The 11,410-nt window shown below is 70.1% G+C and carries 9 protein-coding genes; 4 read left to right on the forward strand and 5 right to left on the reverse strand.

Going from position 1 to position 11,410, the window contains the following annotated elements; all coding sequences use genetic code 11:
- Positions 1-17: 17 nt before the first annotated feature.
- The 3 genes from ACWDEN_RS16175 to nsdA form a co-directional block, all read right to left on the reverse strand.
- Positions 18-356, reverse strand: a complete 339-nt coding sequence (locus ACWDEN_RS16175) for a P-II family nitrogen regulator (RefSeq protein WP_039656487.1) — start codon at positions 354-356, stop codon at positions 18-20.
- Positions 353-1,696, reverse strand: coding sequence for an ammonium transporter (locus tag ACWDEN_RS16180; RefSeq protein WP_351604611.1), 1,344 nt, complete (start codon positions 1,694-1,696; stop codon positions 353-355). Before ACWDEN_RS16180 ends, ACWDEN_RS16175 begins: the two co-directional genes overlap by 4 nt.
- A 344-nt stretch (positions 1,697-2,040) precedes the next feature.
- Positions 2,041-3,519, reverse strand: a complete 1,479-nt coding sequence (gene nsdA, locus ACWDEN_RS16185) for a transcriptional repressor NsdA (protein WP_351604609.1) — start codon at positions 3,517-3,519, stop codon at positions 2,041-2,043.
- A 457-nt stretch (positions 3,520-3,976) separates the two neighbouring features.
- Between nsdA and ACWDEN_RS16190 the strand changes: the two genes are divergently transcribed.
- A complete protein-coding gene (locus ACWDEN_RS16190; protein WP_351604607.1) occupies positions 3,977-4,633 on the forward strand; it encodes a bifunctional DNA primase/polymerase in 657 nt (218 codons plus the stop codon).
- Positions 4,634-5,315: 682 nt separating this feature from the next.
- Here the strand turns inward: ACWDEN_RS16190 and ftsY are convergent.
- The gene (gene ftsY / locus ACWDEN_RS16195) at positions 5,316-6,530 is read right to left on the reverse strand and encodes a signal recognition particle-docking protein FtsY (protein WP_351604605.1); all 1,215 of its coding nucleotides are present in this window, start codon (positions 6,528-6,530) and stop codon (positions 5,316-5,318) included.
- 172 nt (positions 6,531-6,702) lie between these two features.
- Here ftsY and ACWDEN_RS16200 point away from each other — a divergent pair, with 172 nt between their 5' ends.
- From ACWDEN_RS16200 to ACWDEN_RS16210, 3 genes are all read left to right on the forward strand, one after another.
- A complete protein-coding gene (locus tag ACWDEN_RS16200; protein WP_450859475.1) occupies positions 6,703-8,154 on the forward strand; it encodes a cytosine permease in 1,452 nt (483 codons plus the stop codon).
- A gap of 295 nt (positions 8,155-8,449) precedes the next feature.
- The gene (locus ACWDEN_RS16205) at positions 8,450-9,421 is read left to right on the forward strand and encodes an LLM class flavin-dependent oxidoreductase (protein ID WP_450859476.1); all 972 of its coding nucleotides are present in this window, start codon (positions 8,450-8,452) and stop codon (positions 9,419-9,421) included.
- A 129-nt stretch (positions 9,422-9,550) separates the two neighbouring features.
- On the forward strand, positions 9,551-9,682 hold the full coding sequence (locus ACWDEN_RS16210; RefSeq protein ID WP_351604600.1) for a hypothetical protein: 132 nt from the start codon (positions 9,551-9,553) through the stop codon (positions 9,680-9,682).
- A gap of 117 nt (positions 9,683-9,799) precedes the next feature.
- Here the strand turns inward: ACWDEN_RS16210 and ACWDEN_RS16215 are convergent, their stop codons facing one another.
- Positions 9,800-11,218, reverse strand: a complete 1,419-nt coding sequence (locus tag ACWDEN_RS16215) for a sugar porter family MFS transporter (RefSeq protein WP_351604598.1) — start codon at positions 11,216-11,218, stop codon at positions 9,800-9,802.
- Between the last annotated feature and the right edge of the window lie 192 nt (positions 11,219-11,410).

Below are 11,410 nucleotides of genomic sequence, written 5' to 3' on the forward strand. Positions count from 1 at the left end.
CGTCTTGTGCCGTTGCCTCAGAGCGCGTCCGGGCCGCGCTCGCCGGTGCGGACCCGTACGGCCGTCTCGACCGGCAGGGACCAGACCTTGCCGTCACCGATCTTGCCGGTGCGGGCCGCCTTGACGACGACCTCGATCAGCTGCTCGGCGTCGTCGTCCTCGGCCAGCACCTCGATGCGGATCTTCGGGACCAGGTCGACGGTGTACTCGGCGCCACGGTAGACCTCGGTGTGGCCCCGCTGACGACCGTAACCGCTGGCCTCGGTGACCGTCAGGCCGTGAACGCCGAAGGCCTGGAGGGCCTCCTTGATCTCATCCAGCCGGTGGGGCTTGACGACGGCGGTGATGAGCTTCATGCGTCCACCTTCTTGGTCTGCGTGGCGGCCAGGGCCGGGGCGTGGGCGGCGGAGCCGATGACACCACCGCCGGCGCCGCTGAAGTCGTAGGCGGTCTCGGCGTGCTCGGCCTGGTCGATGCCGGAGATCTCCTCGTCCTCGGTGACCCGCATGCCGATCGTCTTGTCGAGCAGGAAGGCGAGGACGGCGGAGACGATCAGCGAGTAGGCGAGGACCGCGCCGACACCGGCGCACTGCTTCCACAGCTGGGTGAAGGAGTGGTCGCCGTAGAAGACGCCGGTCGCGGTGGACTGGCCCTTGCCGGTGGCGAAGAAGCCGATCAGCAGGGAGCCGATGATGCCGCCGACCATGTGGACGCCGACGACGTCGAGGGAGTCGTCGTAGCCGAACTTGAACTTCAGGCCCACGGCCGCGGCGCAGGCGACACCGGCGATGGCGCCGACGGCGATCGCGCCGATCGGGGAGACCGCGCCGCCGGACGGGGTGATCGCGACCAGACCGGCGACCGCGCCGGAGGCGGCGCCCAGCGTGGTGAACGCGCCGTGGCGGATCTTCTCGTAGGCGAGCCAGGCCAGCATGGCGGCGGCCGTCGCGACCTGCGTGTTGACGAACATCAGCGCGCCGACGCCGTCGTCGTTGCCGAGCCAGGAGCCCGCGTTGAAACCGAACCAGCCGAACCACAGGAGCCCTGCGCCGAGCATGACCAGCGGGAGGCTGTGCGGGCGCATCGGGTCCTTCTTGAAGCCGACGCGCTTGCCGATGACGAGGATGACACCGAGCGCCCCCGCACCCGCGTTGATGTGGACCGCCGTACCACCCGCGAAGTCGATCACACCGAGCTTGAAGGCCCAGCCGTCGGCACCCCAGACCCAGTGGGCGACCGGAACGTAGACGAGCGTGAGCCACAGGGCGATGAAGAGCGACCAGGCCGAGAACTTCACGCGGTCCGCGAGGGCGCCGCTTATCAGGGCCGGGGTGATGATCGCGAACATCATCTGGAAGACCATGAACACGAAGATCGGGATGGTGTAGCCGGGCCAGAGCTCCGTCAGACCGATCTTGCGGAGGCCGAACCAGTCGGGGTCCCACCCGATGAGGCCGTTGTTCGTGCCGAAGGCGAGGGAGAAGCCGTAGAGCACCCACAGAATGGTGACGATGCCCATGCTGATGAAGCTCATCATCAGCATGTTCAGGGTGCTCTTGACGCGGACCATGCCCCCGTAGAAGAAGGCGAGACCCGGCGTCATGATCAGCACCAGGGCAGAAGCAATGAGCATGAAGCCTGTGTTCGCGGAGGACAGCTTGGGTGCCTCCGCGGCAAGCGTGATGGCTGGTGCCATCGGCGTCTCCTCGTCGGTTGGTACGGCCCCGTGCGGGCGGTGCCTGAGCGGTCCGGCGGGTGTGGGGTGTGGGCCGGTTATGCGCCACGAGATTGACGCAGCGCGGTTTCGGTGGAAGCCCCTCGTTGTTTCGCCGGGGTGACGAAGGCGCCCTGCTTGTTACGCCTGGATGAACCGCCGGATGCGCGACCCGCCGATCGTTATCGTGGCGCAACCATCGCCGGAGGATCCCCCGCGTGACACAGGCCGGCCGCGGCGGGCCTCTCCGATGACCTGGCGCGGGGGAGCCGAGTCGGGCAGTTCGGGAGGACCGGCCGCGGCCGGGGCGGGGGGTGCCGGGTGCGTCAGACCGCTTCGGCGGTCTCCGGCAGGTCGACGGCGAGCTGATCGGTGAGGTCGACCACGGCGGTGAGGTCGCCGTAGTCCCGTACGGCCGTGTCGACCGTCTTTCGGATACGAGTGTTCACACGCTCGGAGCGGACTTTCCTGGCGATGCCCATGGCCTGGGAGGCGTAGACCGTGCTCTGCTCGGGCTCGCGCTGGAGCAGGTGCACGGTGGCCATGCCGATCAGGTTCAGCGCGTACGACCGCTGGTGCTCGCCGTCCTCGGCGAACTTCTCCACCGCCTTGCGCATCAGCGGCTCGGCGAGGGAGGCGTAGGCGGGGCTGCGTCCGGCGACGTAGGCGAGGTCGCGGAAGGAGTGGGAGTTCTCGCCGTACAGCTCGGCCTCGGAGAAGAAGCGGATCCAGTCGGGGTCCGGCTCGTCCCACTCGTCGGCCTCGGCGAAGGTGTCCTCGGCCATGCGGACCGCGCGCTTGGTCTTGCCGGGCTGGCCCATGTTGGCGTAGGCGCGGGCCTCCATCGCATACAGCATCGACTGGGTGCGCGGGCTCGCGCAGTCGCGGCTGCCGTACTGGGCGAGGTGGATCAGCTCCAGGGCGTCGTCGGGCCGGCCGAGGTGGATCATCTGGCGGCTCATGCTGGAGAGGATGTACGAGCCGAGGGGCTTGTCTCCGGCCTCCTTGGCCGCGTGCAGGGCGAGGACGAAGTACTTCTGCGCGGTGGGCTGCAGGCCTACGTCGTACGACATCCAGCCCGCCAGTTCGGCCAGCTCGGCGGCGACCTTGAAGAGCTTGCGGTTGGTCGCCTCGGGCTGGGGTTCCTGGAGCAGGTCGGTGACCTCGTGCAGCTGGCCGACGACCGCCTTGCGGCGCAGGCCGCCGCCGCACTGGGCGTCCCACTGGCGGAACATGCGCGTGGTGGACTCCAGGAGGTCCAGCTCGGGCTTGGAGAGGCGGCCCGGCCTGCGGGAGTCGAGGAGAGGCTCCGGCTCCGGCGGGACCGGGGAGGTGGGGCTAGGGACGAGCCAGCGCTGCATGGGCTCGATGAGGGAGGGCCCTGCGGACAGCGCGAGGGAGGTGCCGAGGAAGCCGCGCCGGGCCAGCATCAGGTCGCTGCGCGAGAACTCGCTGAGCAGGGCGACCGTCTGCGGGGCCGTCCAGGGCAGGTCGACACCGGACGCGGAGGGTGACTGGCGGGCGGCGCGCAGGCCGAGGTCCTCGATGGAGACCACACAGCCGAAGCGCTCGGAGAACAGCTCCGAGAGGATGCGCGGGATCGGCTCGCGCGGGTTCTCCCCGTCCAGCCAGCGGCGCACGCGCGAGGTGTCGGTGGAGATGTGGTTGGCGCCCAACTGGCGCGCCCGGCGGTTCACCTGACGGGCCAGCTCACCCTTGGACCAGCCGCTGCGCACGAACCACGAGCCGAGCAGCTCATTGGGGCGCCTGTCAGCGTTCGCTCCGCTACCGCCGTTGCCGCTCACTGGAACGCCCCCATCCCTGAGACCACTTGTCGTCGAGTGCGCCAAGCCTTATCAGAATGCCGGTAAATACGGCTTCTTGTCCGCTGGTCCTCACCCTTCGAACGAGCTGACGACTCGCCTCCGGCATACCCAACCGTGCATATGCCGCCCGGACTCGCACACTCACAGTAATCCTACGATCACCCGCTCAGCCACGGGGATCCCGGAAACGCCACCATTCGCCACCCCTTCGAATGAACTCACGGTCGGCCGTACGCGATTCACTTGACATAGGACGGCCGGAAGTGGGCGGAGTGATGCGCACGGGGGCGCGAACACCCCGATGCGCCACCCGTTGCACCTCAAGGCGCCGCCTTGACCTCGCGTCGAACAGGGAAGGCGGAGCCGTAGCGTTACGTTCCGCTTCCGTCTCGTTCCGTGTCGTAACCACCGGCGCGCTGGACCCGTTGGAGGGGGCATGGGCTTCACGATCGGCGGCATTCGCGAGATCCGCTCCGGCGCGCGCCGGCGCGGCCGTTCGTCGGAGTGCACCGCCGTCGCCGAGTTCACCGGGCTGTGGGGCTGGGACGTGGTGCCGGGAGCCCGGGCCGCGGCGGGCGTCTGCTCGTGCGGACGCGCCGACTGCCCGGCGCCCGGCGCGCATCCGCTGGACTTCGCGCCCCCCGTGCCGGCCGGGGCCACGCTGGACGAGGTGAGCAAGGCCTGGTCGGAGTTCCCGGGCGCCGCGGTGATGCTGCCGGTGGGCCAGGCGTTCGACGTGATCGAGGTCTCCGAGGCCGCCGGCCGCCGCGCCCTGGCCCGCCTGGAACGGATGGGACTCCCCCTCGGCCCGGTGACCGCGACCCCGGACGGCCGCGCCCACTTCTTCGTCGCGCCCGGCGCCGCCGCGGAGCTCCCCCGGCTGCTCTACCGCATGGGCTGGGACGACCCCTCGGCCCTGGACCTGCGCGGCCTGGGCCCCGGTACGCACCTCACCGCCCCGCCCTCCGACCGCGGCGGCCTGGGCCCGGCACGCTGGCTGCGCCCACCCGCGCTGGACTCGGCGACCCGGCCTCCGGCGGCGCGGCTGCTGCTGGGCACGCTCGCGTACGTCGCACACCGGTCGCGGGCGTGATCAGCCCTACGCACGCCGGGCAGGACGAAGCGCCCGACACCGACTGCACCTCAGGGCCGGGCGCTTCCAGCCGACCGCCGAATACAGCAACCACCGGCCAACGCCGCCCCCAACACCTCCGCCACGACCGCACCCCGACCCACGAGCCGCACCCACCCTCACTCGACTCGGCGACCCGGCCTCCGGCGGCGCGGCTGCTGCTGGGCACGCTCGCGTACGTCGCACACCGGTCGCGGGCGTGATCAGCCCTACACACGCCGGGCAGGACGAAGCGCCCGACACCGACTGCACCTCAGGGCCGGGCGCTTCCAGCCGACCGCCGTACACAGCAACCACCGGCCAACGCCGCCCCCAACACCTCCGCCACGACCGCACCCCGACCCACGAGCCGCACCCACCCTCACTCGACTCGGCGACCCGGCCTCCGGCGGCGCGGCTGCTGCTGGGCACGCTCGCGTACGTCGCACATCGACCGCAGGCCCGGGTATGTCCCCGCGCCCGGCAGGGCGGAGCGCCCGACACCAGTCGCAGTTCGGGACGGGCACTTCTCGCGGCCACCTACCAATTTCGGTATGTGGTCAAGTTCCGGGTCGTACGCACCCCGGGCAAGGCGAAGCGCCCGTCCCCAACTGCACCTTGGGGCGGGCGCTTCCGATGAGCACTCGGTAAATGTGCCGGGCCTTCAGTCACCGATCAGCGCGTCCACGAACGCCTCCGGCTCGAACGGTGCCAGGTCGTCCGCGCCCTCGCCGAGGCCGACCAGCTTGACCGGTACGCCCAGCTCGCGCTGGACCGCGACCACGATGCCGCCCTTGGCCGTGCCGTCCAGCTTGGTCAGCACGATGCCGGTGATGTCCACGACCTCGGCGAAGACGCGCGCCTGGACCAGGCCGTTCTGGCCGGTGGTGGCGTCGAGGACGAGCAGCACCTCGTCGAGCGGCGCGTGCTTCTCCACGACCCGCTTGACCTTGCCGAGCTCGTCCATGAGGCCGGTCTTGGTGTGCAGGCGGCCGGCGGTGTCGATGAGGACGACGTCGACCCCCATCTCCTTGCCTTCCTTGACCGCGTCGAAGGCGACGGAGGCGGGGTCGCCGGCCTCCGGTCCGCGCACGGTGTAGGCGCCGACCCGCTCGCCCCAGGTCTGCAGCTGGTCGGCGGCGGCGGCGCGGAAGGTGTCGGCGGCGCCCAGGACGACGGTGCGGCCGTCGGCCACGAGCACGCGCGCGAGCTTGCCGGTGGTGGTGGTCTTGCCGGTGCCGTTGACGCCGACGACCATCACGATGCCGGGCTTGCGGTCCTCGGGCTCGGTCTTGACCGTGCGGTCGAAGTCGGTGCCGACGACCTTGAGCAGCTCCTCGCGCAGCAGGCCGCGCAGTTCCTCGGGGGTGCGGGTGCCGAGCACCTTCACGCGCTCGCGCAGGCTCTCGACCAGCTCCTGGGTGGGCTGCACGCCGACATCGGCGGTGAGCAGCGTGTCCTCGATCTCCTCCCAGGTCTCGTCGTCCAGGTGCTCACGCGAGAGCAGCGTGAGCAGGCCCTTGCCGAGGGCGGTCTGGGAGCGGGACAGGCGGGCGCGCAGCCGGACCAGCCGGCCCGCGGTGGGCTCCGGGATCTCGAGCTCGGGCGCCTTTTCCAGGGGTGGGACGGCGGGAGGCTCCTCCACGACGACCGGTGCGGGGCCGCCGGGGAGATCCACCTCCTCGATGGTCCGGCGCGGTTCTTCGCGCGGCGTCTCGGCCTCTTCGCCGACGTGCGGCTCGGCCGGGGGCGCGGTGATGTCGGGCGCCTTCGGGGGCGGCGGAGGCAGCGGCTTCTTGCGCCGGGTGCCCACCACCAGCCCGCCCAGCGCCGCGAGCACGACCACGGCGATGACTACAGCAAGGATGACGGTTTCCATAACGGCTCCAGTATCAGCCATGGGTTACCGCGGAAGGCTGTTTGTGCCTTCCTCCGAGAGACAAACGCCACTTAATACAAGGACTCGGAGCAAAGTACGATGGTGGCGGCTCGGTTGACGCGCGTAGAGTCCCGACCGTCCCCTGTCCCCCCACGTCTGGTGCCCCCTTTTCATGAGCAAAACCGTCGAGACCGAAGGCGCTCTCGAGACCCGAGGCATCGAGCAGGTCCCGGATCACGAGCGCACCGCGAAGACCCGCGAGCTGTTCCCCACCTGGGTCGGCGCCAACATCAGCGTGCTGCTGCTGACCATGGGCGCGAGCCTCGTCGTGGCGTACCACCTGAACATCTGGCAGGCGCTCGTCGTCGCGGTCGCGGCGCCGGTCGTGTCGTACGGCCTGGTCGGTCTGATCGGTATCGCGGGCAAGCGCGGTGGCGCGCCCGGCATGGCGCTCTCGCGCGCGGTCTTCGGCCAGCGCGGCAACCTGCTGCCCGGTTCGCTGATCTGGGTCGCGCGCTGGGGCTGGGAGACGATCAACGCGGTCACCGGCGCCTACGCGATGCTCACCATCCTGGACATCGTGTTCGGGCTGAAGGCCGACAGCGTGCTCGACATGGTGATGCTGCTGGTGTTCGTCGTCGCGACCTTCGCGATCTCGGGCCTCGGCATCAACGCCGTGCAGAAGTGCAACAAGTACGCGACGTACCTCTTCGGCGTCTTCTCGGTGCTGGTCCTGGCCTATCTGGCGGCGAACACCGACTGGTCGAAGGTGATGCACCACAGCGCCGGCTCGACGGCCGCGGTGATCACCGGTGTCGGCATGATCGCGGCCGGCGGGGTCAGCTGGATCCCGACGGCGCCGGACTTCACCCGCTACCTGCCGCGCACGGCGTCCTCGAAGGCGATCGTGGGTACGGCGGTCGGCGGTGCCGGCATCGTCGTACTGCCCATGGTCCTGATGGGCGCGGTGATGGCGGTGTCCACCCCGGACCTGGCCTCGGCCACCGACCCGGTGTCCTTCCTCGGCCAGATCCTGCCGACGTGGATCGCTGTGCCGTACCTGTTCATCGCGCTGATCGGCATGCTGCTGATCAACTCCATGTCGATGTACTCGGCGGGCTTCACCGCGCAGACCCTCGGCTTCAAGGTGCCGCGGCACTGGGCGGTCTCGGTGAACGCCGTGATCTCGCTGGTGTTCGGCGGGGTGCTGATGCTGGTGGCGACGAGCTTCATGGGCTCGTTCATCGCCTTCCTGTCGCTGCTGGCGGTCGCCTTCTCCGCCTGGGTCGGCGTCTTCGGCGCGGACATGCTGCGCCGCACCGAGTACGACGGCCGCGCCATGACGGACACCACGCGCACCAGCGCCTACTGGTACAAGGGTGGCTTCTCCCCCGCGGCCGTGGCCGCCTGGGCGATCGGCCTGGTGTCGGGCCTGATGTTCACGACCTCGGACTGGTTCACCGGCCCGCTCGCGAAGAACAACGTCATCGGCGAGTACGGCCTCGGCTGGGTCGCCACGATCGTGATCTCGGGCCTGCTGTACCTGGCGCTGCCGAAGCCGACGGTGACGAAGCCGGCGGAGGTCACCGAGCCGGCCGAGGAGCGCGCGACCGCGGCCGTGTGACGGGCCTCAGCCGGGCAGGCCGCTCTTGTGCAGGGCGGCACCGGCCCGGAACCGGAGGCGGCCGCAGCGGTCCCGGGTGTCCTGGTCGGCGTCGTCGGGGCAGCAGCGGTGGCCGGCCACCGCAGGTCGTCCGGGTCCAGCCACAGCGCGACCCGGCCGCGCTCTGCCTCGGTCCGCGGATCCGTGGGTACGGCTTCGCTCATCCGGCGACCCCATCCTCCTCTCCCCCATGGCCATCTGACGCTCTGTCAGCTAACGTCCCCCTCCACCGCATCGCACCGGAGGGGGACTTCCCATGCCCGTCACGGTCGTCCGTTTCAACCTCGTCGCTCCCGGCGCCGGCCCCGCCGCGCTCTCCGCCCGCTACCGGGCCGCCCTGGAGATGGCCGCGTACGCGGACGAGCACGGGATCAGCACCGTGCAGACCGAGGAGCACCACGGCGCGGAGAACAACTGGCTGCCGTCGCCGTTCACCTTCGCGGGCGCGGTGTTCGGGGCGACCCGCCGGATCGCGGTGACCGTGTCGGCGGTGATCGGCCCGCTGCACGACCCGCTGCGGCTGGCCGAGGACATCGCGGTACTGGACCTGCTGAGCGGCGGACGGCTGGTGACGGTGGCCGGGATCGGCTACCGGCCCGAGGAGTACACCCTGTTCGACGTCGACTTCGGACGCCGGGGCCGGCTCCAGGACGAGTTGCTCCAGACCCTGCTGAGGGCGTGGTCCGGCGAGGAGTTCACCTACCGGGGCCGCACGGTACGGCTCACCCCGCGCCCGTACACCGACCCGCACCCGCTCCTGCTGGTCGGCGGCTCCTCCAAGGCCGCCGCCCGCCGGGCCGCGCGCCTCGGCCTGCCGTTCTTCCCCAGCGCCCATCTGCCGGAGCTGGAGTCGTACTACAAGGAGAAGCTCGCCGAATACGGCACCGAGGGCTGGGTCATGATGCCCGCGGCCGAGACTCCCCTCCTGCACATCGCCGAGGACCCGGACCGGGCGTGGGCGGAGTACGGCGAGCACTTCCTGCACGAGGCGCGGACCTACGCCTCCTGGCAGTCGGGCCGGATCCGTTCGGCGGTGAGGTCGGCGGCCACGACGGCGGAGGAGCTGCGCGAGGAGGGTGTCTACCGCGTCCTCACCCCGGAGGAGTGCGTGACGCTGGACGCCGACAGCCTCGTACTGCATCCGCTGGTGGGCGGGATGCCGCTGGAGGAGGGGTGGCGGAGCCTGCGGCTGTTCGCGGAGCGGGTGATTCCGGCACTGGGCGACTGACCTGCGGCGATATGCGGTGGCCCGGGCGGGTCCGGCGTTGCTCCACTGGGACGGCGAGTCCGAGTGCGGATGTGGTCGTCCGCGGGCCGAACGGCGAGTTCGAGGTCCTCGACGTGCCCGAGAGGTGCAATGCGCACGGACCTGGACATGATCTGCGCGGCGCTCGGCGAGCAGCCGTACGGGATCGGGAGCCGCCTGGACGGCATCGAGGCGGCGACGCCACGGGCCCGGCGGCTCGGCGCCCGCGTTCTCATCCGGTGACCGGCGCGTACGACACCGCCGCCCCCGGACCGGGCAGTGGCCGGGCCGGGGGCGGCGGAAGGTACGAGGAGAGGGGCAGCGGGGACTTGGCCCTTCTCCCCGAGTTCACGGGGCTGGTCAGCCCATCTCCTCCAGCGTCTTGCCCTTCGTCTCCTTGACGAACTTCAGGACGAACGGGATCGAGAGCGCGGCGAAGACCGTGTAGATGACGTAGGTGCCGGAGAGGTTCCAGTCGGCCAGCGACGGGAAGCTCGCGGTGATGGCCCAGTTGGCGATCCACTGCGCCGAGGCGGCCACGCCCAGGGCGGCGGCGCGGATCTTGTTCGGGAACATCTCGCCGAGGAAGACCCAGACCACCACACCCCAGGACAGGGCGAAGAAGAGGACGAACACGTGGGCGGCGATCAGGGCGACCCAGCCCTGGGTGCTCGGAAGCCTGCCGTCGACGAGGTGGTACGAGAACGCCCAGGCCTCCAGCGCGAGACCGACGGCCATGCCGACCGAGCCGATGAGCGCGAGCGGCTTGCGGCCGACGCGGTCCACGAAGATCATCGCGATCACGGTGCCGATGATGTTGATGATCGACGTCGTGAAGGAGTAGAAGAACGAGTCCGTCGGGTTGACGCCCACCGACTGCCAGAGGGTGGAGGAGTAGTAGAACGCGACGTTGATGCCGACGAACTGCTGGAAGACCGACAGGCCGATACCGATCCAGACGATCGGCTTGAAGAAGAAGCCGCCGCCGAGCAGGTCCTTGAAGGCGGACTTGTGCTCGCTCTTCATCGCGTGCTCGATCTCGGCGACGCGGACGTCCAGGTCGGCGTCCTTGCCCTCGACCTCGGCGAGGATCTCCTTGGCACGCTCGCGCTTGCCGACCGAGAGCAGGAAGCGCGGGGACTCGGGGATCGCGAAGGACAGCATGCCGTAGAGGACGGCCGGGACGACCATGACGCCGAGCATGACCTGCCAGGCCTCCAGGCCCATCAGGTGACCGCGCTGGTTGCCGCCGGCGGCGTTCAGCAGACCCCAGTTGACCAGCTGGGAGACGGCGATGCCGACCACGATCGCGGCCTGCTGGAAGGAGCCGAGCCGGCCGCGGTAGGCGGGCGGGGCGACCTCGGCGATGTAGGCGGGGCCGATGACGGAGGCCATGCCGATGGCGAAGCCGCCGACGACGCGCCACAGGGCGAAGTCCCACAGGGAGAAGGGCAGCGCGGAGCCGACGGCGCTGACGACGAAGAGGAGCGCGGCGATCTGCATGACCCGGATGCGGCCGATCCGGTCGGCTATGCGGCCGGCGGTCGCGGCACCGACGGCACAGCCGATCAGCGCGACCGCGATGACCTGGGCGAGGGCCGCGGAGCCGATGTCGTACTTGGTGCGGATGGCCTCGACCGCGCCGTTGATCACAGAGCTGTCGTAACCGAAGAGGAAACCGCCCATGGCGGCAGCCGCCGCGATGAAGATGACGTGCCCGAGATGCTCGGGTTGAGCCGTCCTGGCTCCTGACTGAGGTGCCTGCGTGGTGCTGGTCACGGGTATCTCCTCGGGCCACGGCAGCGCTGCCGCGGGTGGGGGCGAGCCCTTACAGGTGAGACCTGAAGGTAAAAGCAACGTTGCAGAGACTATGCCTTCAAGTTTCGAAGTCAATACTTCAACGGCTGTGAGTTTTTCGATACACCGAAGGGCTCTATGTTCACTTCTTGAACACAAAGTGAGTTGATCTTG

The organism is Streptomyces sp. NPDC001153 (genome assembly GCF_053598315.1).

Bases quoted from the DNA above. Each gene is read 5' to 3' on its own strand.
- ftsY (WP_351604605.1), bottom strand. From the start codon at position 6,530: ATGGAAACCGTCATCCTTGCTGTAGTCATCGCCGTGGTCGTGCTCGCG.
- ACWDEN_RS16190 (WP_351604607.1), top strand. From the start codon at position 3,977: ATGGGCTTCACGATCGGCGGCATTCGCGAGATCCGCTCCGGCGCGCGC.
- ACWDEN_RS16200 (WP_450859475.1), top strand. From the start codon at position 6,703: ATGAGCAAAACCGTCGAGACCGAAGGCGCTCTCGAGACCCGAGGCATC.
- ACWDEN_RS16210 (WP_351604600.1), top strand. From the start codon at position 9,551: ATGCGCACGGACCTGGACATGATCTGCGCGGCGCTCGGCGAGCAGCCG.
- ACWDEN_RS16175 (WP_039656487.1), bottom strand. From the start codon at position 356: ATGAAGCTCATCACCGCCGTCGTCAAGCCCCACCGGCTGGATGAGATC.
- ACWDEN_RS16205 (WP_450859476.1), top strand. From the start codon at position 8,450: ATGCCCGTCACGGTCGTCCGTTTCAACCTCGTCGCTCCCGGCGCCGGC.
- ACWDEN_RS16180 (WP_351604611.1), bottom strand. From the start codon at position 1,696: ATGGCACCAGCCATCACGCTTGCCGCGGAGGCACCCAAGCTGTCCTCC.